The following is a 21,834-nucleotide window of genomic DNA, read 5'->3' as shown; positions in this document are numbered from 1 at the left end:
CGAGGAAGCGGCCAATCGGTTTGAGCGGCCTACGAAGGTAAGGACCGCGGGCCGGCTTAGCCAAGCGGGGTTTTGGGGTCGTAGGCGTCGCGCAGGCCGTTGCCTAATAGGTTGAAACTGAGCACCAGCAAGCTGATGGCCACGCTGGGCATGAGCGTGAGCCACAGCCCGGCGCGCGTGCCCAGCAGGTCGTAGCCTTCCTTCACCATGAGCCCCCACGAGGGCGCGGGCGGCTGCACGCCCAAGCCCAGAAAGCTCAGGCCAGCTTCGAGCAGAATGGCCGCGGCGAAGTTGCTGGTGGCAATGACGATGAGCGGGCCGAACAAATTGGGCAGCAAGTGGCAGGTGAGCAGCCGCCCGGTGGGCAGCCCCAGCACCCGCCCGGCTTCCACAAAGGTCTTTTCGCGCAGGCTCAGCATCTGGCCCCGCACCACGCGGGCCACGTCTACCCACATGGTCAGGCCCACGGCCACGAACGAAGTCCACACGCCCTTCGAGCCGAAAGCCAGCGAAATGGCAATGACCAGCATGATGCCCGGAATGCTCCACACCACCGTCATCACCCCCAGCAACAGCGAATCGAGCCAACCGCCGGAATAGCCGGCCACGGCCCCGATGGCCACGCCGATGAACATAGAAATGAGCACCGCCACTAAGCCGATGCCCAACGAAATGCGCGTGCCCAGCAGCAGCCGGCTTAGCTCGTCGCGGCCGGCTTTGTCGGTACCCAGCCAGTAGGTGCGCTGCTGGAGCCGCTCGGTTTCGATGATGCGCTGGAGTGCGGCGGGCGTACCGGTGTGCCCGGCTACCCGGGTCAGCGCGTAGCGCCGCACAGGTTCGGCCAGGGCCCCTTTGGCCTGAAACGGCTGGGCTTCCAGCGTGTCGCCAGCAATACGGTAACGACTGAGCGGTACTTCCTCAACCTGCGCGGGCGTGCCGCTCAGCAACCGCGAAAGCACGGAAGGTGCGCCCGTAGCGGCGGCCGAGTCGAGGCGCGGCAGGCGCAGAATGGTAACGGTGGTGCCGGGCGGCTGTTTTTGCAGCTGCACTAAACCGTTGTTGGCGTCGGGCGAGGCGTCGGGCAGAATGAGGTAGCCCAGCAGCGCCACCACCGTGCAGAGCACAATGAACAGCAGGCCGGCCATAGCCGGGCCGTTGCCCAGCAGCCGCTGACGCACGTAGTAGCCCGGCGTGCGCGCCTGGTTTTCAGTCGGAGACGCTGGTTTGGGCCTGTCGACCACGGACGCGGCCATTAGCGCGAGTTGTGCTGAAGCAGGCCTTCCTTGGAGGCCAGGAAGTACGAATCGGGGCCGATGGCGCCGAACGAGGTGGGCTCGTAGGCCAACTCGGTGTCGGGGTCGGGCCAGTAGCAACGCACAAGGCCTTGGTCGAGCAGGCCGCGCAGGTGCTGCTCCAGGGCAGCGGGCGTCAGGCGGGTGCGCTGCTGCAAGTCGCGGAACGAGGTGACGAAGTACAGCTCGTCGAGGATGTCGAATTCGGGGTCGGTCACGGCGGAAACGGGGCGGCTGATGGTCAGCAAAGGTATCATCGGCCGGGCAGGAAACCGAAGCGGCGCATATACAGCTTGCGGAGTCCACATGAAGCGCGATGTTACGGCCCAACAGATGCTATACTTTTTGAGGGCACCAAAAAAATACAGCAATGGGAATCAGCAATTTATTCGTTGCCGCTCACCTTGTGCGCCTCCCCTTCCACCGGTACCCGCCGCGCAGCCCCAGCAACCCGGTAGCCAGCGCGTACAGCGGATACACCAGTTGCAGCAGCGGTACCAGCCACAACCAGCGGCGGCGAGCAAAAAAGCCTAGCACGGGGCTCAGAAACAGGGCGTCGGCCCCCAGCTTCAGGAGCCACGCGGCGGCGGCCCAGGGCCACAGCGCCGGCCACGCCAGCGCCAGCAGCGGCAACAGGGCCAACACGAGGTTGGCGCCGAGCACCAGCAGCGCGAGGCGACGCGGCGCGGCCGTTTGGTAGTGCTGCCATTTGCTGGCCCATCGCACTCGTTGGTTCAACAACGCCGGCAGCGTGGGCTGGGCCTCGGTGCGGACCACGGCTGCGGGATGTTTCAGAAACCGGATGCCCTGCGGGTAAAGCGCCGCCAGCTTGTGGAGCAGGAATTCGTCGTCGCCGCTGGGCACGTGGGCGTTGCCGGCAAAGCCTGCCACGGCAGCGAAGGCGCTGCGGCGGTAGGCCAGGTTGGCGCCGTTGCACATGGTGGGCGCCCCGGCGGCAATACACGCCGCCCCCACTCCCACCAACGCCGCCAGCTCCAGCCCCTGCAACTCGGCCAACAAGCCGCGACCTTCCAGCAGCACCGGCCCGCTGATAAACTGCACCGTAGGCTCCGCCATCGGCGCGGCGTAGGCCGCCAGCCAGTGGGGCGGCACCCGACAGTCGGCGTCGGTGAGCAGCACCCACGGGGTGGTAGCCGTGGCTAAAGCGGCGGCTACGGCGGCCTTCTTCCCGGTTGCGGGGTCGGGCAACTCGGCCAGCGAAACAACGCGCAACGGGTAAGCACTGCGGGCCGCAAACTGCCGGACCGCCTCCGCTGTGGCGTCGGTGGAATGGTCGTCGGCCACAAGTACTTCGAAATACCCCGGTGCCAGCCCTTGCTGCTGATTGAGGTCGGCCAACAACAGCGGTAAGGTGTCGGCTTCGTTGCGGGCGGCAATCAAAACCGATACCGTTGGAGTAGCGGCAGGAAGCGGCGCGTCAGCCGGCCCCGTAATCGGCACTACTGGCAGGCGTTGCCAATGGCGGCGGAGCGTCAGCAACACCCCGGCATAGAGAGCCGCGGGCAGGCCGAGGGCGGCCCCTAGCAACGTCAGGCCCCAGGAGTCGGCACTCATACGGGCGGCGTAGACTGGCCTTTTTTCCGGCGCTTCCGAAACACGTTCAGCTGCAGCACAAACCCGAGGCCGGCGGCGCTGGGCAGGGCAATGTTGAGCACCCACAGGCTGAGGCTGGCGCTGAGCACCGGCAGCGCGGGCACGCCCAGCAGCCCAAACAGGTAGGTAGCCGACAGCTCCCGGGCGCCGACGTCGGTGAGGGCGTTGAGCGAGGGCACCAGCGACTTGAACAGCATGGTACCGGCAATGGCCGCCGCCGCCGGGCCGGCCGGCGGCGTGGTGCCATAAGCCAGCAGCAGCAGCCCGAACTGCGCCGAAAACACCGCGTAGCGCAGCCCCGACAACGCCAGCACCCCGCTGAGCACCCGCGGCGGGTAATCGGGCATGGCGGCCACGTAGCGGCGCAGGCGGTGCAGCGGCCGCCACTGCGTAGCGGCGGCCAGCAGCACGCGGTTGCGGTAGAGCGGCAGCAGCGCCAAGGCGTTGCCCAGCACCGCCGTGAGGCCCAGGCCGACGATGGTGGCAGGGTAGTCGGCGCCGAACTCGCGGGCGGCGAAGTAAAGCAGGCCCACCGAGCCGCCCAGAATGGTGATGAGCAACTGGCAGTAGCGGCCCAGGAAAATGGCCCCGAGGGCTTCGGGACGGCGGTTTTTCATTTCCAGAATCCGGCCGGCGTAGTCGCCCACGCGGTTGGGCGTCACAAAGCCCAGGGTCAGGCCCACCAACACCGCCCGGAAGCTGCGCCCAAACGACACCGGCTCCAGGTACTGCGCCAGCCGCCACCACTTCCACGCCTCTACGCCCCAATTGACGGGCACCAACGCCAGCGCCAGCAGCACCGGCCCGCGCCGGGCCGACGACAACAGCCCGCGCCAGGCACCGGCCGTTTCGGCATCGGCTACCACAGAGCGGTAGAGCAGCCAGAGCGTGAGGGCCGTCACCAGCAGCTTGCCGGCCACCACGGCGGGGCGGCGCCAGGGGTGGCGGGGCTTGCGCGGTGGCGGGGTATCGGGGGTTTTGGCGTAGTTTTGTGAATAATGGCCGTTCTTCCCCGCATCCTCCCCGACCTGCCCAAGATTATCATGGGCGTCGACCCCGGCACCCAGATTATGGGCTACGCCATCATTGAGGTGAGTGGCCAGCGGGTGCAGGTGCTGCGCTACGACGTTATCAACCTGAAGTCCCTGGGGTCCAATCACGCGGTAAAATTAAAGAAGATCTTCGACCGCATGATCGAGCTCATCGAGGAGTTTCTGCCCGACGAGCTGGCCATTGAAGCGCCCTTCTACGGGGCCAACGTGCAGAGCATGCTTAAGCTGGGCCGGGCGCAGGGCGTGGCCATTGCCGCCTGCCTCTCCCGCCAGATTCCCTACGTGGAATACGCGCCCACCAAGGTCAAGCAGGCCGTAACGGGCTCCGGCGCGGCCAGCAAAGAGCAGGTAGCCGCCATGCTGCGCCAGACGCTCAAGCTCTCGGCAGACGACGCCCCGAAGTTCTTCGACGCTACCGATGCGCTGGCCGTAGCCATGTGCCACCACTACCAGAAAGGCAACAACGTGCAGGCCGGCGGCAAAAGCTGGGGCAAGTTCTTGGCCGACAACCCCGACAAGCTGGCCGCACCGGTGGCGGGCAAGAAGGCCACGGCGGCGCGGAAGAAACCGGCGGCGTAGCACTGGGATTTTTTGATTTGGTGCGCCAATTACCGGCCTGCACAAATGTGGCCTTTGCGCTTCAATGCGAGAAGACGGCAAAAAATAAACCCGTCAGATAGGTCCAGAGCAGGGAGAAAATGATGTGGACAACGGTTTCAAAACGCTTGCCCCGCCACAGTTCGGTTGAATAAACAAAAAACTGCACCACTAGCCGCACCAACCAGAAAATCCCAAACCCTAAGGTAACTACTCTACCCAACGGAGTACGTACTAACTCGGGTGCGTAACCTATGCACAACAGTCCCATCAGCAGCACTGCCAGGCCAATGAAAAGCGTGTGCACGTACATCATCTGCCGGTTTATCAGACGCAGGGGTTGCAGTTCACCAGCCCACTCAAAATAGCGCGGAAAGCCAACGTGCAATAGGGCCAGCCCAACCATTAATCCGCCGGCAACCCTAATCTGAAATTCCATTGGGCACAAGGATAAAAGCGGAAACGAACGGGGTAATTTTGATTTCCTGCTGCGGCGTGAAACCTGCTGCGGCAAACGTGCGCAGCCACATCGGGCGAGGGTAGAAATGCAGAAAGCCGATGGTGTAAGCCAGAAAATTAGCGGGGTCGCGCAGGTGTTCGACGACGACCAACCGGCCGGTGGGTTTCAGCACGCGACGTAGTTCACCGAAAAAAGCAACCCGCTGCGTCGGCTTTCGAATTTCGTGGGCCGCCAGCAACACAAATCCCCGGTCAACACTGGCTGCAGGCAGCGGTAGCGCGTGAGGTTGTACTGGCTCGGTTCCATGGAACGGCGAATCGGCAGCACGGGCCCGCCGAATAGAGGCTTCGGAGTGCTCGGTAGGGTCAAAAAAATCCAACACACGCAGCGAAGCACTTGGAAAACGCTGCAGCAGCAGGTAGCTGGTTTCATCGAAACCAGCATGAATATTTACCATCGTTTGCCCTGCGGTAGGCCAGCATTCTGCGGGCAACCAATTGAGCGAATACAGGGCGGAACAGTCGTAGACGTAGTACGACACCAGCAAGGATGCCACGAGCGGTGCGCCCGTCAGCATCAGCGCTGCCAGCACCCAAGGGCGCCAAGTGGCATCGGCTAACAACACCGCGCCACCCAGCACCAACAGCAAGCTGGCAGCAGCTGCAAAAAATGGCCAGTTAAATCGTACGATGTTCAGGACACCCTCGGCGGGTTTTCGGCGGTAAGCCATGGCTCGGTTCGGCCTTTTTTCCAATGATAAGGAATGTTGGTCATGGTGAAGGCACTGGCCAAGCGGAGGCCCGGCAGATTAAGTTGATTGAGGAAACCTACCTGGGCCTGAAGCACGCGCAAAGGCTGCGGATGCCATGCTTCCCGCACGCCCTCTACAATAACAACCTGCTGCTGCCGGGGCTGAAAGGAAAACGTGAACGGCAGGGGCCCGGCAAACCGCCGCGCTTGCTGCCAGCTGGTAAACGGCGACCCAGACGGTAACAAAACGGCGTCTTCAGGTGCTGTTTCTAACTGGATGACCAACGAGGCTCGTTTTGATTCAACCATCAGGCAGCTGTCATCGACAACTTGCCGGACGTCGATGGTGTGGTAGTGGTACGACGTGAAGAGGTTTCCCAACAGCTGCATGGCCGCCTTATCAGTTTCCGAACGCAGAATGTATAACCCTCGCAGACGCTTGCCAGCGGGTGTGGTGTAGCGCACAAATACCCGGTAGCCGATTAGAAAAAAGCTGCTTCCCAGCCACGCTGGCAGCCCATGTGGCCGCAGTTGCTGGGTTTGCACCAAGGCCGCGGCCACAAAGCCCCAAGTATTATCCAGCGTATCGAGGCTCAAGCATGGTGGAATCAGTTTTTGCAGTTCGGTGATTGGCGCAGCAAACGTCAGGACCGTGGTGCGGTCCAATTGGGCATCAACGGCAAATGGATGATGGGCAAGCCAGGCGGCCATGCTACAGCGCTGTTGTAGGACGAACCGAGCGCCCGAAGCCATAGTAACACAGCAACGCGATGAAAGCAGCCGCAAATACCAGGTTGAACTGCTGCCACAGTAGCAAGTCTACGGCCAGCAGATACTCCAGCACGTTCATTACCGCCACTAGCAACACCTGCGTCGTTACGCTGAGACGTATCCAACGTCTACTAAGCACCCAACAAGCCATACCTATTTCGGCTACCCCAATAAGCCGCGTGAGAGGTGCTGCGTATTCAGGCCCCAAGATGCGGGCTACAATGGCCTCGTGCCTGGGCACCAAGTGAAGCACTTTGCACAGCAACCCGTTAATAAGCCACACTACGGCGATACCGCAACGCAGCCACCGGCTAATATAATCTGGTTGAGTTTGCACTTGCCTACACCTCAATTTCCCCGCGCAAATACGTCACGGCGTAGCCACTCATCAGCACCCGGTCGCCGCGCAATTCGCACCACAGGTCGCCGCTGCGGGCCGAAACCTGGCGGGCGTGCAGCTCGATTTTGCCGAGGCGTTCGGCCCAATAGGGCACCAATTGCGTGTGCGCCGAGCCGGTGACGGGGTCTTCGGGCACGCCCACGCGGGGGCCAAAGAAGCGCGACACGAAATCGACGCCGCCGGAGCCGGGCGCGGTAGCAATGATGCCGCGGTAGTCCACCTTGCCTAGGTGCACCATGTCGGGGCGCAGGGCCCGCACTTCGGCTTCGGTATCGAACACGGCAATGAGGTCGGGGCCGGCCAGGATGCGCAGGGGCGTGGCCCGCAGGCCGTCCACCAGGCCGTCGGGGTGCTTGCTGAGCGGCTGGGGCGGCTGCGCCGGGAAGTCGAGCGTGAGCCGGCCGTCGGGCTGGCTGCTGACGCGCAACGGCCCGCTTTGGGTATGAAACGTGAGCGTTTCGGCCGTGGCGCCGAGGTGACGCAGCAGCACGTGGGCCGTGGCCAGCGTGGCGTGGCCGCATAGCGCCACCTCCACGGCCGGCGTAAACCAGCGCAGCTCAAACTCGCCGTTGGTGCCGGCGCGGGGCACGAAGAAGGCGGTTTCGGCGAGGTTGTTTTCGGCGGCAATGGCCTGCATCTGCTCAGCGGGCAGCCACGCGGTGAGCGGACACACGGCGGCGGGGTTGCCGGCAAACAGCTTGTCGGTAAAGGCGTCGACTTGGTAGATGGGAAGCGTCATGGGGCGCGGGGCGGCTAAGCGGAGAAACGGGTAACGTAGATGAACGCGGCTAAGCTAGATATTGCGCCGCATATCCGTGTCTCAACCCGTTTTCCATGCTCCTCTCGTTTCTGGTGTTGCTGGCGCTGGCCGTCGTGGGAGTGTTGCTGCACCTTGGCCGAGCAGCCAGCCCTTCGTCCACCATTCCGGCGGCACCAGCAGTCGAGCCGGCGCCGCTGCCGAAAGTCCCCAACGACAAGCTGGTGGTAGTGCTGGGCGCGCCCTACGGCGAAGTACTGGACGCTGCCTCGCGGTTTGTGGCCGCATACCCAGGCGCCCACATCGACTTGCTACGCATCGAACCTGGCGTAGTGGCGGCCGTTTTCCCAGCCGATATCAGTGTCGACTGGTTTTACTTCTGCGTCAACTTCTTGGACTGCCCGCTCGATGTGACTTACAGCAGCGCCGTAAAGGTGCGGGGCTGGGCCACGCTGCCTGTTGTCACCCGCGACGAACAGGCGGCGCTGCCCGAGCCGGTAATGGTGTTCGTGTCAGCCGACGATACCGAATACGCTCATGTGTACCTCGCCACATCCGCCGGCCACAATTACAAGGTCTCGTTTCAGGGCAACATGGTGCCCGTGCAGGTGCGCGAATCTGGTGTCGAAACGTATTCGCCCCCGCCCTTCTCGGCCGACGAGCTGCAGCAGTTCACACCCGAATCGGTAGCGGCGGCGCAATTGTAACTGGGCGAATTGGCAGCATCTTTCCTTGTCCGCGGGCTCATGCATGTCGCCCCTACCCGGCGCTGGCCTGCACCGTGACGACTACTGACTTGCTGGTGGGCGTGTTGCTGCGCTCGGCTACGGAGCGCAGGGGCACGAGCACGTTGGCTTCGGGGAAATAGGTGGCGCAGCAGCCCCGCGGCACGTCGTAGGGAATGGCCAGGAAGCTGGCGGCGCGGCGCTCTTGGCCCTCGAAATGGCTGATGAGGTCGACGGGCTGGCGGAAGTACAAGCCGCGCTCCTCGATGTCGGCCGGGTGCATGAACACCACGCGCCGCTCCTGCTTCACGCCGCGGTACCGGTCGTCGAGGCCGTAGACGGTAGTGTTGAACTGGTCGTGCGAACGGATGGTCATCATCAGCAGCTGACCGGGCTGCAGCGCCACCGGCTGCAGCGGGTTGACGGTGAAGTGCGCCCGGCCGTCGGTGGTGGTGAAGCGCCGTTCGCGCGGGCCGTTGGGCAGGTAGAAGCCGTTGGGCTGGCGCACCTGCTCGTTGTAGCCCTGGCAGCCCGGCACCACCCGCGCAATATGCTCCCGAATCCGGTCGTAGTTTTCCACCAGCCCCACCCAATCGACGGTCGATTTGGTACCCAGCGTGGCCAGCGCCATGCCCGCCACAATGGCCGGCTCGGAGAGCATGTGCTCCGACAGCGGCACCAGCTGCCCGTGCGAATCCTGCACCACGCCCATCGAGTTTTCGGTGGTCACAAACTGTGCGCCGGTGCGCTGCCGGTCCACATCGGTGCGGGCCAGCGCGGGCAGAATGAGGGCCGTGGCGCCCGTCACGAGGTGGCCGCGGTTGGGCTTGGTCGATACCTGCACCGTGAGGCGGCAGCGGCGCAGCGCGGCGGCCGTGGCCTCGGTGTCGGGCGTGGCCGAAAGAAAGTTACCGCCCATGCCGATGAACACGAGGGCCCGCCCATCCCGCAGCGCTTCAATGGCTTGCACCGTGTCGTAGCCCTGCTTGCGCGGGGCCGTAAACTGGAATTCGGCGTCGAGGGCGGCCAGAAACTCCTCTGGCATTTTCTCCCAGATGCCCATTGTCCGGTCGCCCTGCACGTTGGAGTGGCCGCGCACCGGGCACAGCCCCGCGCCGGGCTTGCCGATGGCGCCGCGCAGCAGGTGCAGGTTCACCACTTCCTGAATGGTGGCCACCGAGTTTTTGTGCTGCGTGAGGCCCATGGCCCAGCAGGTGATGATGCGCTCGGAACGGGCCAGCAGGGCGGCGGTGTCGCGCAGCTGGGTTTCGGTCAAGCCGCTTTGCTCCTCGATGTCGGCCCAGCGGGCGGTTTCCAGCTCGGTGCGCAGGGCTTCGTATTCGCCCGCCACGGCGTACTGGCCGATGAACGCGTGGTCGACAACCTGACCGGGGTTCCGTTTCTCGGCCTCGAGCAGGGCTTTGCACAGGCCCTTGAAGGCGGGCAGGTCGCCGTTGATTTTTACCTGCAGAAATACATCCGTGAGGGCTGTGCCGGGACCGAACAGCGCGCCGGCGGCCTGCAGCGGATTCAGGAAATCCTGCGGATTGCGGAAGTGGTTGAGCCCCGCCTCGAACAGCGGGTTGATGGTTACAATCTGCGCCCCATTGGCCTTGGCCCGCTGCAGCGCCGTGAGCATGCGCGGGTGATTGGTACCGGGGTTCTGCCCCACAATGAGAATGACCTCGGCCTCGTACAAATCCTCCAGCTTCACGGTGCCCTTGCCGATGCCGATGGTGCTATTGAGGGCCGCCCCACTCGATTCGTGGCACATGTTGGAGCAGTCGGGCAGGTTGTTGGTGCCAAACTGCCGCACGAACAACTGGTACATAAACGCCGCTTCGTTCGACGTGCGCCCCGAGGTGTAGAACACCGCCTCTTCGGGCGAGGCCAGCGCGTTCAGCTCTTTCCCGATGAGCTCGAATGCCTCCTTCCAGCCGATGGGCGCGTAGTGCGTGGCGCCGGGGCGCAGCACCAGCGGCTCGGTGAAGCGGCCCAAATCGTTGAGGGCTTTGTCGGAGAGGTGCGAGAGTTCGGCTACCGACTGGCGGGCAAACAGGGCGGCATCGGCTCGGTGGGTGGTGGCTTCGCTGGCCGTGGCCTTGGCGCCGTTTTCGCAAAACTCGGCAATGGAGCGGTGGTCGTCGGGGTCGGGCCAGGCGCAGGAGCTGCAATCAAACCCGTCGCGCTGGTTGAGCTTGAGGTAGGCCCGCGTGCCGCGCACCAGCCCCGCTTCGCGCCAGGCAAACCGCATGGACTGCAGCACGGCCTCCAGCCCCGCCGCCACCGTGGGCGGCTCGGAGAGGCGCAGGCCGGTCAGGTCAGCGGGTGGTTGAGCCAGAATATCGGGAGCAGCGGCGGGTGTGATGGGGGTGGTCAAGGCGCGGGCGGGTTTGGGCACTGAAAAGTACGAAAAGCACGGATGCGGCTTTTCCTTGGTAGAACTGCTGAGCGGCGGCGGGGTTTGCCCGAAAGCTGCGGGGTGGTTGTATTTATTGGTTCTGGTCATGCTGAGCCCCGCGAACCGAAGGCCGGCGTAGTCAAGCCCAGCATGACTGACTTTTGCCAATCACGTTCCAGGCAACTGCTTCCCCTACCCTGTTATCCGCTCCGGGTGCGTGTAGATGTTGAAGCGGTTGTCGCGCACAAAGCCCAGCAGCGTCAGGCCGAACTGCTCGGCGGCCTGCACGGCCAGGGAACTGGGCGCCCCCACGGCCGCCAGCACCGGCAGGCCTGCCACGGCCGCCTTCTGCACCAGCTCGAAGCTGGCCCGGCCGCTCACCAGCAGCACCAGCGCGTGCAAGGGCAGCCAGTCGCGCAACAGGGCGTGGCCTACCAGCTTGTCGACGGCGTTGTGGCGGCCCACGTCTTCGCACGTCAGCAGCAGTTCCCCAGCGGGCCGAAACAGCGCCGCCGCGTGCAGGCCGCCGGTTTGATCGAACACGGCCTGGGCGGCGCGCAGGCGTTGCGGCAGCTCGTGCACCAGCGCCGCCGGCAACAAGGGCGCGGGCGCCGGCAATACCGGGCAGCTGGCCGCCTGCACCGCCTCAATCGACGTTTTGCCACACACCCCGCAGCTCGATGAGGTGTAGAAATGCCGCTCCAGCCGGGCTTCATCGAACACAATGCCCGGCACCAGCTCGGCCCGAATGACGTTGCCGCGCTCTTCGGCTTTGGTCACGTCGGGGCAGGGCACCACGGCGCGCAGCTCGGCTTTGTGCTGAATTATGCCTTCGGTGAGCAGAAAGCCCGCGGCCAGGGCGGCATCGTCGCCGGGGGTGCGCATGGTCACGGCCAGGGTGCGCCGCCGGCGCGCCTCCTCGGGGCCGTATACCAGGCTGATTTCCAGAGGCTCTTCGGCGGCCAGCACGTCGGTGCGCGGCTCGCCCATGTGGCCGTGGTGCACCGGCCGCACCGTGCGGTATTCGTAGCTGGCGGCGGGCAGCAGCGGCGGCACCGCCGAAACGGACAAGCTCATGGCAGCAGAGATAAAACGATTGGTATACGGCGCAGCCGCCCAAATGCGGCGCGGTTTAGACCAGCTGCCCGCCAATAACCACTTGTGCCACCGGGTTTTCGCCCAGCCAGTAGGGAATTTCGCGGTAGTCGGGTACGCTCAGCACCAGCACATCGGCGCGCTTGCCGGGCTCCAGGCTCCCAATGGTCTGCTGCCGGTTGAGCGCCCAGGCGGCGTTCAGCGTCACGGCGGCCAGGGCTTCGAGCGGCGTGAGGCCCATTTTCAGGCAGGCCACCGACACGGCCAGCCACAGATTTTTGCTGGGGCACGAGCCGGGGTTGAAGTCGGTGCTGAGGGCCACGGGCAGCCCGGCATCGATGAACTGCCGGCCCGGCGCGTACTTCTCCTGGCGCAAATACAGCGGCACCAGCGGCAGCAGCACCGCCACAGTGCGGCCCTGGCCCGCCGCGGCCACCTGGGCGGCACCTGCGGGCGTGAGGTAGTCGCAATGGTCGACGCTGGTGGCTCCCAGCTCAGCCGCCATGTGGCAGCCGCCCAGGTCGTGCAGCTGCTCGGCGTGTATTTTCAGCTGAAAGCCCATGTCCCGGGCCTGTTGCAGGTAGCGGCGCGAGTCGTCGACCGAAAAAGCGCCTTCCTCGCAGAAAATATCCACGAACTCGGCCAGACCCTGCACCGCGGGCAGCACTTCGCGGGCGAGCAGGTCGAGGTAGTCGGCGGGGCGGCCTTTGTACTCGGGTCCGGGCACGTGGGCGCCCAGAAACGTGTGCACCAGTTGGGTGAGCTGGCGGCGGCCGGCCTCGTGGGCCACCTGCAGCAGACGCAGCTCGGTGTCGGCATCGAGGCCGTAGCCGGTTTTGGCTTCGAGCGTTGTTACGCCGTAGCGCCGGAAGCCGTCGAGGTGGTGCAGGGCGTTGGCCAGCAGCTCGTCGAAGGAGGCGGCGCGGGTTTTGCGTACGGTGCTCAGAATGCCGCCGCCCGAGGCCAGAATATCGAGGTAGGATTCGCCCTGGAGCTTGCGCTGAAACTCATCGGCGCGGTTGCCGCCGAACACTAGGTGCGTGTGGCATTCCACCAAGCCCGGCATCAGCACTTGCCCCGAGGCGTCGAGCACGGTGGTTTCGGGCGTAATCAGGCTCTCGTCCAGCTCGTGCATTGGCCCAACGGCCGCCAGCCGGTCGCCGTGGCAGGCCACATAGCCCTGTTCGATGATGCGCCAGCTGGCCATGTCGGGGCCGGTGAGCGGGCGGTCGGTGGGGCCGCCGGCGAGGGTGAGGACCTGGGCGGCGTTGCGCAGAACGAGGGTGTAGGGCTGGGGCACTGGGCGGGGAAAAATCGATGCGCGTCAAAAGTACGGTCCGCCGCGCGACTGGACGGCCGCCGCCGGCTTCCGAAGCAAGTGACGCTTGCTGGCACACCCAACACGCCTTCGCAAGTGCCGCTGCACTCCTCCGCCGACTGCTGCTGCCCTGCACTTACTCGGCGATGCGCGCTTGCCCGCTGGCCGAAATAGCGCCCTTGCGGGTCATTTTTTTGATGTATTCCACCCGCCGGAAGCGCAACGCCGACCAATCCTCATCGATAGCGACCTGACTGACGGGCTCGAAACCGGCCGCACCCAGCGCAGCCCAGCCGGTGTCGCGGTTGAACTCGCAGTGGTACTTCTTCGAAGTGCCCTTGGGGTAAGCTACCCACACGGCCACGTCGCCGGGCGCGTGCGGGAGTTGCGCGGCCAGGGCTTCCACTTCCTGTTGCCGAATGGCAAAGGCCAGCACGGTACTGAAGGGTACCGTGGGCGCCAGCACGGCCTCCACGGTGGCCCGCTCCCACAATTCGGCCAATGCGGGTTGCATTTCAGCGGGCATACTCAGCAGGCCGACCACGGCGCCGGGCTTGATCTGAAGTTTGTCGATAACGGATTTCATGACGGCAACATAAGGCGTTCTGCAAGTAGTGCTGGTGGTAGCGGCTCTTGCCCCAAGCCGGAAATGGGCAGGAAAGCACCGCTGGCGTGAAGCAAAAATGCGTCTTTGCGGCGCGTTTGCAGTCAATCCCAATGCCGGCTCATAACATCCTTTTTGCATCACATAAACGGGTGATACCCGGCGCAGACGTGAAAACGAATTCCCAACTTAACCGCTCACCGATTTCCCTACCCATGCGTACCCTTCGCCTCCTGGTCGCTGCTTCCCTTCTACTGACGGTGGCTACAGCCCACGCCCAGCACCCGGCCGATGCCTTTGTGGCGGCCGAGCGCGCCTTTGCCCGCCTGGGTGCCGAAGCGGGTGCCAAGGCCGCATTTCTGGCCAATGCCGCCGATTCGGGTTTGGTGTTCAACAACGGCAAGCCGGTTTTGGCCCGTCAGGCCTGGGCTTCGCGGCCCGACCAACCCGACGGCCCCAAAATCATCTGGGCTCCGGCCTTTGCTGATGCTTCCCAGGTAGGCGACCTGGGCTATACCACCGGTCCGTTTTGGGTGCAAACACCCACCGGCCAGCGCGTGGCGCACGGCCAGTTCTTCACCGTGTGGCGCCGCCAACCCGACGGCACGCTTAAATTTCTGGCCGATATGGGCGTGACGCACCCCGCCCCCACCGCCGAAGTCATGCCCACGGAAGTCAGCTTCGGCAGCTCCGGTCAGCTCGGCAGCGACGGTAAGCTGGGCACGCTCTTCGTGCGGCGGCTCGACGAGCAACTAACCAAAACCATTGCCCGGCGCGGCATGGCCAAGGCCTACGCCGAGGTGGCGGGCCGCCAGCTGCGCCTGCACCGCGACGGGCAGGTGCCCTTCACTTCGCCCACGGCCATTCAGCAGTTGGTGCAGGCTGAAAAACCGTTGCAATTTCAGCCAACCAGCGGCGCCATTGCCCGCAGCGGCGACCTGGGCTACACCTGCGGCAGCTACCAAGGCGGGAGCGAGCAGGGCAGCTACCTGCACGTGTGGAAACACGAAACCAAAGGCTGGCGCTTGGCAGCGGAAGTGCTCAACCCCACCCGGCCGCCAAAGCCGCAGTAAACGGGCCTGTTCAGACTGGCTGGGAGTTGCGGCGCTCCACGTATTGATGCACCAGCGGCGGCACGCCGGCCAGTTGAGCGAGCGGCCGCAATACCCCAAACACTACTTTTTGCACCCAGCGGGGCGGGTTGGCCAGGCGGAATTCCGGCGCAAACTCGTCGGCCAATACGGCCACGTGCAGCAAGCCCGGGGCTCCTTGCGCATTCACGCGGCCGTCCTGGGCCAGGCCAAACATGCTTTCCATAAACTCCTCGGTGCGCAGCGCGGGCGTGGTGGTCCAGCGCACGGTGGTGCGGTCCTCGGAGGGGTTCCACATGGCGTGTACTTGGCCGGGGGCAATGTGTAGTTGCTCGCCGGTGCGCAAGGTGCGCAGCTGGCCGTCGAGGCGCACGCGCAGCTCGCCTTCCAGCACCTCAAACCGCTCTTCCTGGCTGGGGTGAAAATGCGCGGGCGGCTCGGGGCCGCGCCGCTCGTAGCTCGATTCCATTTCGAGCACCCGGCCGGCGGAATCCTGGCTGGTAACGATAAACCGGATGCTTTGCCCCGTTGCGGGGTTCTGAACTGTTTTGCCTGCGTATGCCATGCCTATGCCGCGCCGAGCGGCTATTGTAAAATAGTATCGTGTAATGCTGCGCGCTGCCGGGCAGCCTGTCCCAGCCGCCGCCACGCCTCGCCCGCGTACCACCCCAGCTTGCGTTGTTGGCGTGCCGCGCTACACAGGCGCACCAGCCACAAGCGCCGCAAAGGTACGCCGTGCCTGTACCAAGCTGATTCACATGATGATGTGAGTAAAGCCCTGCCCGGCCGTTTCCAATACTGAGGCACCATTCCATCTTGCGGGGCGCCAGGGCCGTTTAAGCCTCAACTGTGGCGTTTTTCCGTTTACTCTCTTTGCATGAAAGCTCTCCTGCTGATTGACATCCAGAATGACTTTGTGCCCGGCGGCGCACTGGCCGTGCCCGCCGGCGACGCCGTCATCCCGCTGGCGAATGAGTTGCAGGCCCGGTTCGATCTGGTGGTGGCGACGCAGGACTGGCACCCGCCCGGCCACCACAGCTTCGCTTCCAGTCACCCGGGGCGGAATTTGTTCGAAACCATCGACCTCGACGGGCTGCCCCAGGTGCTCTGGCCCGACCACTGCGTGCAAGGCAGCGCCGGCGCCGAGTTGCACCCGGCGCTGCGGCAGGAGCGCATTGAGGCCATTTTCCGCAAGGGCACCACTCCCGTCATCGACAGCTACAGCGGCTTTTTCGACAACGGCCACCGCAAATCGACCGGGCTGGCCGATTACCTGCGCGGCAAAGGCGTGCGGCAAGTGTACGTGGCCGGTCTGGCCGGCGACTACTGCGTGTATTTCTCCGCCAAAGACGCGCTGGCCGAGGGATTCGACACCTACCTGATTGCCGATGCTACCCGCGCCATCGACGCCGACGGCTTTGCCCGGGCCTGCGCCGATTTGCGGCAGCGCGGCGCCCGGATTGTGGATAGCTCCAGCCTGCTCTCGTAACCTTGCTCACGTTTTCCGGCCCGCTCACTCCGTGGATGCTCCGCTCATTCTTACGCTCACGCTCGATGCGCCCGCCCAAGCGTTTTTCGACGAACTGCGGCAGCGTCACTTTCCGCCCGAGCGCAACTACCTCCACGCGCACCTGACTTTGTTTCACCACCTGCCGGGCGCACATCTCGCCGAACTGGTGCAGCAGTTGAGCGTGCTGGCGCAGCATCAGCCGCCCCTGCCGTTGCGGGTGGCTGGGCTGCAGTTTCTGGGCCGCGGCGTAGCCTACCGCCTCGACGGCCCGGCGGTGGAGGCGCTGCACCGTGAGCTGCAGCGCCAATGGTGGGAGCAGCTCACCCCACAAGACCAGCAGCGGCGGCGCCCCCACGTGACGATTCAAAACAAAGTAGCCCCCGACGTAGCCCGCGCCCTGCACGAGCACCTTGCGGCCGAGTTCGAGCCGTTTGGCGCCCAGGGAATCGGCTTGCAGCTATGGGCCTACCGCGGCGGACCGTGGGAGCTGCTGCACAGCTTCCCTTTTGCCGGATAGCTTCGGCCCCGTTCAAAGCCGCAAACCTGGTTTCCGGCCGTGCCACTAGGGTTGGTTCATGCGCTTGAACCGCGCATCCAGCTCGGCCCGCGAGGCCAGGCGTGCTTCTTCCGAGGTGCCGTAGCCCACTTCTTCCTCGCCTAGTTCCAGCCGCCGCATTACCGCATCGGCAAAGTCATCGACGGGCACGCCGAACGTGTGCAGGCCGGGCCCGCCCAAATCGGTATTGACGGCCGGCGGCACAATTTCGAGCACCCGAATGCCCGTGGGCGCCAGCTGATGCCGCAACGAGAGCGTGAAGGAATGCAGCGCGGCCTTGGTAGCGCTGTAGATGGGGGCAAAAGCGCCCGGCGCAAACGACAGCCCCGAGGTGATGTTGATGATGGCCGCGTGGGGCTGCTGGCGCAAGTGCGGCGTAAACAGCATGGCCAGGTGAATAGGCGCTTCGAGGTTGATGGCTATTTCCTGCCGGCGCACTTCCCACGGTTCGGTGTCGGTGGGCAGGTGCAGGCGGTTCTGAATGCCGGCGTTGTTGAGCAGCACGTTCACCTGCGGAAACTCGGCCTGCACCCACGCCAGCAGCGCCGCGCGGTCGGCTTCCTGGGCCACGTCGCACACCCGAATGTGGGCGCCGGGCAGCCGCTGCTGGGCCTCCTGCAGCTTGTCGGCGCGGCGGCCGCACAGAATTACGTCGCTGCCGGCCTGCACAAACCGCTCGGCCAGCGCCAATCCTATGCCCGAGGCCCCGCCCGTTATCAATACCGTGTTTCCTGCTAGGTTCATCGTAAAAGAATATTTGTCGGGTGAAAAGCAACACCGGCGCTACATACCGCCGGCGGCCCGATTTGGTTGGCCGAACGGGCGCGCCACTTTTTTCGTCACAGTTTCGCCACCACGCAATCAGCCCGCCCGCATGCTCACCTTTTCGGTCCCGCGGGTGTTGCGTAACTTGTCCAGAGGTTGACGCCGTTTCGCGTCGTTGCTGTTGCTGCCGTATGAAGCATTTTCTTGTTGTTGCCGTTGCCAGTCTGTTTTCTTTCCCTGCTCTGGCCCAAACGCCGGGCAAAGCGGCCTCAGCGCCGTTGGGGCTGAAGGCGCCGCGCGTTTCCTACGGCCTGAGTGCCGGCGCCACGTTTGCCGGGCGCTACGGCTCGGCTACCTACCTCAGCCCCACGGCCACCTATCAGCTCGGTAACCGCCTGCAGTTGTTTGGCGGCATTACGTATTTGCGCACCATGCCCGGCGCAGTATTTCCCGGGGCGGGCGAAGCAGGCCGGGCCGTGCAGGCCGGCACCAACCACTACCTGCTGCAGGGCGGCGGCACCTATGCCGTGAGTCCGCGTCTGGCCCTCACCGGCAGCGCCTGGCGCGACTTGTCGTCGCCCGCGGGACCTGTCGGCGTGCGGGTGAATCCCTATGCCGGTTTTGGCAACTTGGGCACCGGCCTCAACCTGCGCGCCGACTACCACATCACCGAAAACTTTTCCGTGTCGGGCGGGGTGCGGGTGGTGCAGGGCGCTACGCCTGGTTTTTCGCCGCTGCTGAACTCACCGACGGGCTACTGAGTTTTTGGGCTTCGGAAGAACAGGGCCGGGTATTCCCCGGCCTTTTTGTTACAACCTTGGCGAAATTGGCCACTGGCAATAGGTAAAATTATTCCAGGAATCGGCATGTAATTTGAAAGGGCAAAATCTGAACGAAACCGGTATATTTTGGCCTGGTTACGCCCGCGGTTTATCAGCTCACTCCTGCCCATTTTCCCAGCCGTATGAAACGACTCCTACCTGCGCTTGTGCTTGGCAGTTTGCTCAGCGCGCCGGCAGTGGCCCAGCACCGCACCTGCTTCGTTCCAATGATGTTCTACGGCGCGGTGAACACCCACGCGTGCAGCCACGACACCACCGACGACGGCCCCAACGAGCCCACGCGCTTCGGCGGGTTCATCGGCCTGTCGGGCTTTGCCGACCGGCGGGGCACCCACTTCGGCGGCGGCGACCTGAGCGCGCACTACCGCTTAACGCCGCGCTTCCTTACCGGGCTGCGCGGCTCGGCCGCGTTTTCGCGCCGTGTAAGTCAGCGCCCGGCCTACGAAAACGTGGCTAAACCTATGGTGGGCTTCACCAGCGTCACGTGGAGCAACGGCCTGATCCTCAACGAAACGCCCAAAACCCGGGTGACGCTTTTGGCCGGCGTGGGGGCCGGCTGGGCCACCCTGCGCGACCGGGCCCAGGAAGTGCCCGTGCGCAACAGCTGCGGCTGCGACGAAACCGAGTACAAGAAGATTGGCAGCACCACCGCCTTCGTCACCGAAACCGGCGTGGCGGGCTCCTACAAGCTGAACTCGGAAGTGTGGCTGACGGTGCAGGGCCTGTACCGGGGCTGGTACAACGTGAACCGCGGCAGCCTGCCCGGCGAGTTTTCGCACTACGTGCTGAGCGTGGGCGTGAGCATGCCCGACCGCCGGCCTTAACGTACTGACAGTTTGAACCAAAAGCCGAAGGAGCCGGGGCTCTTTCGGCTTTTTTGCGTTTGGTTGGGGCCGAAAAAGACCACCGATTTTGCTTTTGTCCGTACTGTGGGAGGTCCTTACTTCCTGCCATGAACTCTCCCGATTCTTCTTCCGCCGCAACTGCCGAGCCCGTTGTTGACGTCGTCCTCATCGGCGCCGGCATCATGAGTGCCACGCTGGGCATGATGCTCAAAGAGCTGCAGCCCGACTTGACCATTACGGTGCTGGAGCGCCTCGACGTGGCCGCCGCCGAAAGCTCCGATGCCTGGAACAACGCCGGCACCGGCCACTCGGCGTTCTGCGAGCTGAACTACACGCCCGAGCGCGCCGACGGCAGCATCGACATCAGCAAGGCCATCAGCATTGCCGAGCAGTTTGAGCAGTCGAAGCAATTTTGGGCGTTTCTGGCCGAAAAGTACGCCGTGAAAGAACTTAGCCGCTTCGTCAACCACATCGACCACATGAGCTTTGTGTGGGGCGAGCGGAACGTGGAGTACCTGCGCAAACGCCACGCGGCGCTGGTGCAGTCGCCGCTGTTCAAGGAAATGGTGTATTCCGAAGACCCCGCGCAGTTGCAGCAGTGGATTCCGCTGGTGATGGAAGGCCGCGACCCCGCCCAGCGCGTGGCCGCCACCTGCATGGCCCTCGGCACCGACGTCAATTTCGGCTCCCTCACCCGCGGCATGTTCACGCTGCTCCAGCAAAAGCCGGGCGTCACGTTCCACTTCAACCACGAAGTAGACAAGCTGCGCCAGAAAGAAGACGGCCTGTGGCGCGTGAAAGCCACCGACCGGCACACCGGCGAGACGCGGAAAGTACGGGCGCGGTTTGTGTTCATTGGAGCCGGCGGCGGGTCGTTGCCGCTGCTCGAAAAATCGGGCATTCCTGAGGGGCGCGGCTTTGGCGGCTTTCCCGTGAGCGGGCAGTGGCTGAAGTGCGTGAACCCCGCCGTAATTGCCCGCCACGATGCGAAAGTCTACGGCAAGGCCGCCGTTGGCTCGCCGCCCATGTCGGTGCCGCACCTCGATACCCGCATGATCAACGGGAAGCGGGAGCTGCTGTTTGGGCCGTATGCGGGCTTCAGCACCAAGTTTCTGAAGAAAGGCTCGTTCTTGGATTTGCCGCTTAGCATTCAGCTCAGCAACCTGCGCCCCATGATTATTGCCGGGCTCAAAAACATTCCGCTCACCCGCTACCTCATCAACCAGGTGCGCCAGTCGCCCGAAGACCGGCTGGCCGCCCTGCGCGAGTACCTGCCCGAAGCCCGGGCCGAAGACTGGCAGCTGGAAATTGCCGGTCAGCGGGTGCAGGTCATTAAAAAGCACGAGAAAGAAGGCGGCGTGCTGGAGTTCGGCACCGAGGTCGTAAGCGCCGCCGACGGCTCTATTGCCGCGCTACTGGGGGCTTCGCCGGGGGCCTCTACGGCCGTCAGCATCATGGTGGGTTTGGTGCAGCGCTGCTTTCCCGAGCAGACGGCCACGCCGGCTTGGCAGGCCATGTTCAAGGAAATGATTCCGTCCTACGGCCTCAAGCTCAACGACAACCCGCAGCTGCTGGATGAAATTCGGGCCCACACGCACGCCGTGCTGGGGTTGAACACGCCCGAATCGGTGGCGCGCAAATAAGCGCGGCGGGTAGTAAGGATTGGTCGAAACGGGCAAAAAGCTAGCTTCGTGCTTGCGCCGGCCCCGCCCCGCTGCCCGCAACCCGTCTGTTCCCTGCCTCGTCTGTTACGGCCCATGATCAAACTAGAGCCCTTCACCCCCGCCGATTTTTCGCAGCTGATTGAGTGGATCAACGACGAACGCCTGATGAAGGAGTGGTCGGGTTCGTTGTTTGCCTTTCCGCTGACCAACGACGCGCTGGAGTGGTACATCGAGGGCGCCAACGACCTGAAGAACCCCGACGTGCTGGTGTACAAAGCCGTGGATACCAAAAACGGCGCCGTGGTCGGGCACATTTCGCTCGGCGGCATCAGCCAGCGCGACCGGGCCGGGCGCATTACCCGCGTGCTGGTAGGCGACGCGGCCGCCCGAGGCCGGGGCTTCTGCACAGGCATGATTACGGCTTTGCTGCGCATTGGCTTCGAGGAATTGCACCTGCACCGCATCAGCCTGGGCGTATACGATTTCAACCACGCCGCCATCAAGTGCTACCTGAAGTCGGGCTTCAAGCAAGAAGGCGTACTGCGCGACGTGGTGCGCCACGGCAACGAGTACTGGAGCCTGGTGGAAATGGGCATTCTGGAAGACGAATGGCGGACGCTACACCCAAAAAGCAAAGCGACAGTTTAGCGCCCTCACTCTGCCGAGGGGAAGCCGCGCCAAATTCACTTTTTACTACTTGACTATCAACCTTTAATCAGCCCCAA

At 64.2% G+C, this 21,834-nt stretch carries 24 protein-coding genes; 9 read left to right on the top strand and 15 right to left on the bottom strand.

Annotation, left to right across the window (positions count from 1 at the left end):
* Nucleotides 1-56: 56 nt before the first annotated feature.
* The 4 genes from F0P96_RS01600 to F0P96_RS01585 form a co-directional block, all read right to left on the bottom strand.
* Nucleotides 57-1,253 (bottom strand): ABC transporter permease, encoded by a 1,197-nt coding sequence (locus F0P96_RS01600; RefSeq protein WP_235917344.1) that lies wholly within the window; start codon nt 1,251-1,253, stop codon nt 57-59.
* A complete protein-coding gene (locus tag F0P96_RS01595; protein ID WP_235917343.1) occupies nt 1,253-1,549 on the bottom strand; it encodes a helix-turn-helix domain-containing protein in 297 nt (98 codons plus the stop codon). Before F0P96_RS01595 ends, F0P96_RS01600 begins: the two co-directional genes overlap by 1 nt.
* Before the next feature lie 142 nt (nt 1,550-1,691).
* Complete coding sequence (locus F0P96_RS01590; protein ID WP_151076994.1) at nt 1,692-2,867, bottom strand: glycosyltransferase; 1,176 nt, start codon at nt 2,865-2,867, stop codon at nt 1,692-1,694.
* On the bottom strand, nt 2,864-3,829 hold the full coding sequence (locus F0P96_RS01585) for a lysylphosphatidylglycerol synthase transmembrane domain-containing protein (protein ID WP_160620044.1): 966 nt from the start codon (nt 3,827-3,829) through the stop codon (nt 2,864-2,866). The genes F0P96_RS01590 and F0P96_RS01585 overlap by 4 nt, the downstream gene beginning before the upstream one ends.
* 75 nt (nt 3,830-3,904) lie before the next feature.
* On the opposite strand from F0P96_RS01585, the gene ruvC reads away from it, so the two are divergent.
* A complete protein-coding gene (ruvC, locus tag F0P96_RS01580; protein ID WP_201743891.1) occupies nt 3,905-4,537 on the top strand; it encodes a crossover junction endodeoxyribonuclease RuvC in 633 nt (210 codons plus the stop codon).
* A gap of 61 nt (nt 4,538-4,598) precedes the next feature.
* On the opposite strand, the gene F0P96_RS01575 is transcribed toward ruvC, so the two are convergent.
* Genes F0P96_RS01575 through F0P96_RS01555 form a run of 5 tightly spaced genes read right to left on the bottom strand, consistent with a single transcriptional unit; the run spans nt 4,599 to nt 7,675 of the window.
* A complete protein-coding gene (locus tag F0P96_RS01575) occupies nt 4,599-4,994 on the bottom strand; it encodes a hypothetical protein (protein ID WP_151076991.1) in 396 nt (131 codons plus the stop codon).
* Complete coding sequence (locus F0P96_RS01570) at nt 4,978-5,745, bottom strand: class I SAM-dependent methyltransferase (RefSeq protein WP_151076990.1); 768 nt, start codon at nt 5,743-5,745, stop codon at nt 4,978-4,980. The genes F0P96_RS01575 and F0P96_RS01570 overlap by 17 nt, the downstream gene beginning before the upstream one ends.
* Complete coding sequence (locus F0P96_RS01565) at nt 5,709-6,476, bottom strand: DUF2071 domain-containing protein (protein ID WP_151076989.1); 768 nt, start codon at nt 6,474-6,476, stop codon at nt 5,709-5,711. The genes F0P96_RS01570 and F0P96_RS01565 overlap by 37 nt, the downstream gene beginning before the upstream one ends.
* Before the next feature lies 1 nt (nt 6,477).
* Nucleotides 6,478-6,819: a DoxX-like family protein gene (locus F0P96_RS01560; RefSeq protein ID WP_262714333.1), complete on the bottom strand. Its 342-nt coding sequence runs from the start codon at nt 6,817-6,819 to the stop codon at nt 6,478-6,480.
* A 58-nt stretch (nt 6,820-6,877) separates the two neighbouring features.
* Complete coding sequence (locus tag F0P96_RS01555) at nt 6,878-7,675, bottom strand: PhzF family phenazine biosynthesis protein (RefSeq protein WP_151076988.1); 798 nt, start codon at nt 7,673-7,675, stop codon at nt 6,878-6,880.
* Between the two features lie 95 nt (nt 7,676-7,770).
* On the opposite strand from F0P96_RS01555, the gene F0P96_RS01550 reads away from it, so the two are divergent.
* On the top strand, nt 7,771-8,400 hold the full coding sequence (locus tag F0P96_RS01550) for a hypothetical protein (protein ID WP_151076987.1): 630 nt from the start codon (nt 7,771-7,773) through the stop codon (nt 8,398-8,400).
* 52 nt (nt 8,401-8,452) lie between these two features.
* On the opposite strand, the gene F0P96_RS01545 is transcribed toward F0P96_RS01550, so the two are convergent.
* The 4 genes from F0P96_RS01545 to F0P96_RS01530 all read right to left on the bottom strand — a co-directional run bounded on the left by F0P96_RS01545 (nt 8,453) and on the right by F0P96_RS01530 (nt 13,818).
* A complete protein-coding gene (locus F0P96_RS01545; RefSeq protein WP_235917342.1) occupies nt 8,453-10,798 on the bottom strand; it encodes an FdhF/YdeP family oxidoreductase in 2,346 nt (781 codons plus the stop codon).
* Nucleotides 10,799-11,011: 213 nt separating this feature from the next.
* The gene (fdhD, locus tag F0P96_RS01540; RefSeq protein ID WP_151076985.1) at nt 11,012-11,896 is read right to left on the bottom strand and encodes a formate dehydrogenase accessory sulfurtransferase FdhD; all 885 of its coding nucleotides are present in this window, start codon (nt 11,894-11,896) and stop codon (nt 11,012-11,014) included.
* A gap of 55 nt (nt 11,897-11,951) precedes the next feature.
* Nucleotides 11,952-13,214 carry an imidazolonepropionase gene (gene hutI / locus F0P96_RS01535; protein ID WP_160620046.1) on the bottom strand — a complete coding sequence of 421 codons (1,263 nt, stop codon included), beginning with the start codon at nt 13,212-13,214 and terminating at the stop codon, nt 11,952-11,954.
* A 154-nt stretch (nt 13,215-13,368) separates the two neighbouring features.
* Nucleotides 13,369-13,818 carry a hypothetical protein gene (locus F0P96_RS01530; RefSeq protein WP_151076983.1) on the bottom strand — a complete coding sequence of 150 codons (450 nt, stop codon included), beginning with the start codon at nt 13,816-13,818 and terminating at the stop codon, nt 13,369-13,371.
* A gap of 233 nt (nt 13,819-14,051) precedes the next feature.
* Here F0P96_RS01530 and F0P96_RS01525 point away from each other — a divergent pair, with 233 nt between their 5' ends.
* Entirely contained in the window at nt 14,052-14,909 is an 858-nt protein-coding gene (locus tag F0P96_RS01525) for a DUF4440 domain-containing protein (RefSeq protein ID WP_151076982.1), read from the top strand.
* A 10-nt stretch (nt 14,910-14,919) separates the two neighbouring features.
* Here the strand turns inward: F0P96_RS01525 and F0P96_RS01520 are convergent, their stop codons facing one another.
* On the bottom strand, nt 14,920-15,492 hold the full coding sequence (locus F0P96_RS01520; RefSeq protein WP_151076981.1) for a cupin domain-containing protein: 573 nt from the start codon (nt 15,490-15,492) through the stop codon (nt 14,920-14,922).
* Nucleotides 15,493-15,804: 312 nt separating this feature from the next.
* On the opposite strand from F0P96_RS01520, the gene pncA reads away from it, so the two are divergent.
* Both pncA and F0P96_RS01510 read left to right on the top strand, forming a co-directional pair.
* The gene (pncA, locus tag F0P96_RS01515) at nt 15,805-16,416 is read left to right on the top strand and encodes a bifunctional nicotinamidase/pyrazinamidase (protein WP_151076980.1); all 612 of its coding nucleotides are present in this window, start codon (nt 15,805-15,807) and stop codon (nt 16,414-16,416) included.
* A gap of 31 nt (nt 16,417-16,447) precedes the next feature.
* Complete coding sequence (locus F0P96_RS01510) at nt 16,448-16,954, top strand: 2'-5' RNA ligase family protein (protein WP_201743893.1); 507 nt, start codon at nt 16,448-16,450, stop codon at nt 16,952-16,954.
* A 45-nt stretch (nt 16,955-16,999) separates the two neighbouring features.
* On the opposite strand, the gene F0P96_RS01505 is transcribed toward F0P96_RS01510, so the two are convergent.
* The gene (locus tag F0P96_RS01505) at nt 17,000-17,737 is read right to left on the bottom strand and encodes an SDR family oxidoreductase (RefSeq protein ID WP_151076978.1); all 738 of its coding nucleotides are present in this window, start codon (nt 17,735-17,737) and stop codon (nt 17,000-17,002) included.
* Nucleotides 17,738-17,949: 212 nt separating this feature from the next.
* On the opposite strand from F0P96_RS01505, the gene F0P96_RS01500 reads away from it, so the two are divergent.
* From F0P96_RS01500 to F0P96_RS01485, 4 genes are all read left to right on the top strand, one after another.
* A complete protein-coding gene (locus F0P96_RS01500) occupies nt 17,950-18,519 on the top strand; it encodes a hypothetical protein (RefSeq protein WP_151076977.1) in 570 nt (189 codons plus the stop codon).
* A gap of 203 nt (nt 18,520-18,722) precedes the next feature.
* A complete protein-coding gene (locus tag F0P96_RS01495; RefSeq protein WP_151076976.1) occupies nt 18,723-19,424 on the top strand; it encodes a hypothetical protein in 702 nt (233 codons plus the stop codon).
* 128 nt (nt 19,425-19,552) lie between these two features.
* Nucleotides 19,553-21,088, top strand: a complete 1,536-nt coding sequence (locus F0P96_RS01490) for a malate:quinone oxidoreductase (RefSeq protein ID WP_151076975.1) — start codon at nt 19,553-19,555, stop codon at nt 21,086-21,088.
* A 114-nt stretch (nt 21,089-21,202) separates the two neighbouring features.
* Nucleotides 21,203-21,757 carry a GNAT family N-acetyltransferase gene (locus tag F0P96_RS01485; RefSeq protein ID WP_151076974.1) on the top strand — a complete coding sequence of 185 codons (555 nt, stop codon included), beginning with the start codon at nt 21,203-21,205 and terminating at the stop codon, nt 21,755-21,757.
* Nucleotides 21,758-21,834 lie beyond the last annotated feature (77 nt).

The organism is Hymenobacter busanensis (genome assembly GCF_008727865.1).
GTDB classification, from domain to species: Bacteria; Bacteroidota; Bacteroidia; order Cytophagales; family Hymenobacteraceae; genus Solirubrum; species Solirubrum busanense.
The sequence above is the reverse complement of the archived record's forward strand: the minus strand, read 5'-3'. Positions and strand labels throughout refer to the sequence as shown.

Bases quoted from the DNA above. Each gene is read 5' to 3' on its own strand.
- ruvC (WP_201743891.1), top strand. From the start codon at position 3,905: ATGGCCGTTCTTCCCCGCATCCTCCCCGACCTGCCCAAGATTATCATG.
- F0P96_RS01600 (WP_235917344.1), bottom strand. From the start codon at position 1,253: ATGGCCGCGTCCGTGGTCGACAGGCCCAAACCAGCGTCTCCGACTGAA.
- F0P96_RS01505 (WP_151076978.1), bottom strand. From the start codon at position 17,737: ATGAACCTAGCAGGAAACACGGTATTGATAACGGGCGGGGCCTCGGGC.
- F0P96_RS01490 (WP_151076975.1), top strand. From the start codon at position 19,553: ATGAACTCTCCCGATTCTTCTTCCGCCGCAACTGCCGAGCCCGTTGTT.
- F0P96_RS01570 (WP_151076990.1), bottom strand. From the start codon at position 5,745: ATGGCTTACCGCCGAAAACCCGCCGAGGGTGTCCTGAACATCGTACGA.
- F0P96_RS01485 (WP_151076974.1), top strand. From the start codon at position 21,203: ATGATCAAACTAGAGCCCTTCACCCCCGCCGATTTTTCGCAGCTGATT.
- pncA (WP_151076980.1), top strand. From the start codon at position 15,805: ATGAAAGCTCTCCTGCTGATTGACATCCAGAATGACTTTGTGCCCGGC.
- F0P96_RS01555 (WP_151076988.1), bottom strand. From the start codon at position 7,675: ATGACGCTTCCCATCTACCAAGTCGACGCCTTTACCGACAAGCTGTTT.
- F0P96_RS01590 (WP_151076994.1), bottom strand. From the start codon at position 2,867: ATGAGTGCCGACTCCTGGGGCCTGACGTTGCTAGGGGCCGCCCTCGGC.
- F0P96_RS01550 (WP_151076987.1), top strand. From the start codon at position 7,771: ATGCTCCTCTCGTTTCTGGTGTTGCTGGCGCTGGCCGTCGTGGGAGTG.
- F0P96_RS01520 (WP_151076981.1), bottom strand. From the start codon at position 15,492: ATGGCATACGCAGGCAAAACAGTTCAGAACCCCGCAACGGGGCAAAGC.
- F0P96_RS01565 (WP_151076989.1), bottom strand. From the start codon at position 6,476: ATGGCCGCCTGGCTTGCCCATCATCCATTTGCCGTTGATGCCCAATTG.
- F0P96_RS01575 (WP_151076991.1), bottom strand. From the start codon at position 4,994: ATGGAATTTCAGATTAGGGTTGCCGGCGGATTAATGGTTGGGCTGGCC.
- F0P96_RS01525 (WP_151076982.1), top strand. From the start codon at position 14,052: ATGCGTACCCTTCGCCTCCTGGTCGCTGCTTCCCTTCTACTGACGGTG.
- fdhD (WP_151076985.1), bottom strand. From the start codon at position 11,896: ATGAGCTTGTCCGTTTCGGCGGTGCCGCCGCTGCTGCCCGCCGCCAGC.
- F0P96_RS01595 (WP_235917343.1), bottom strand. From the start codon at position 1,549: ATGATACCTTTGCTGACCATCAGCCGCCCCGTTTCCGCCGTGACCGAC.
- F0P96_RS01495 (WP_151076976.1), top strand. From the start codon at position 18,723: ATGAAACGACTCCTACCTGCGCTTGTGCTTGGCAGTTTGCTCAGCGCG.
- F0P96_RS01530 (WP_151076983.1), bottom strand. From the start codon at position 13,818: ATGAAATCCGTTATCGACAAACTTCAGATCAAGCCCGGCGCCGTGGTC.
- F0P96_RS01500 (WP_151076977.1), top strand. From the start codon at position 17,950: ATGAAGCATTTTCTTGTTGTTGCCGTTGCCAGTCTGTTTTCTTTCCCT.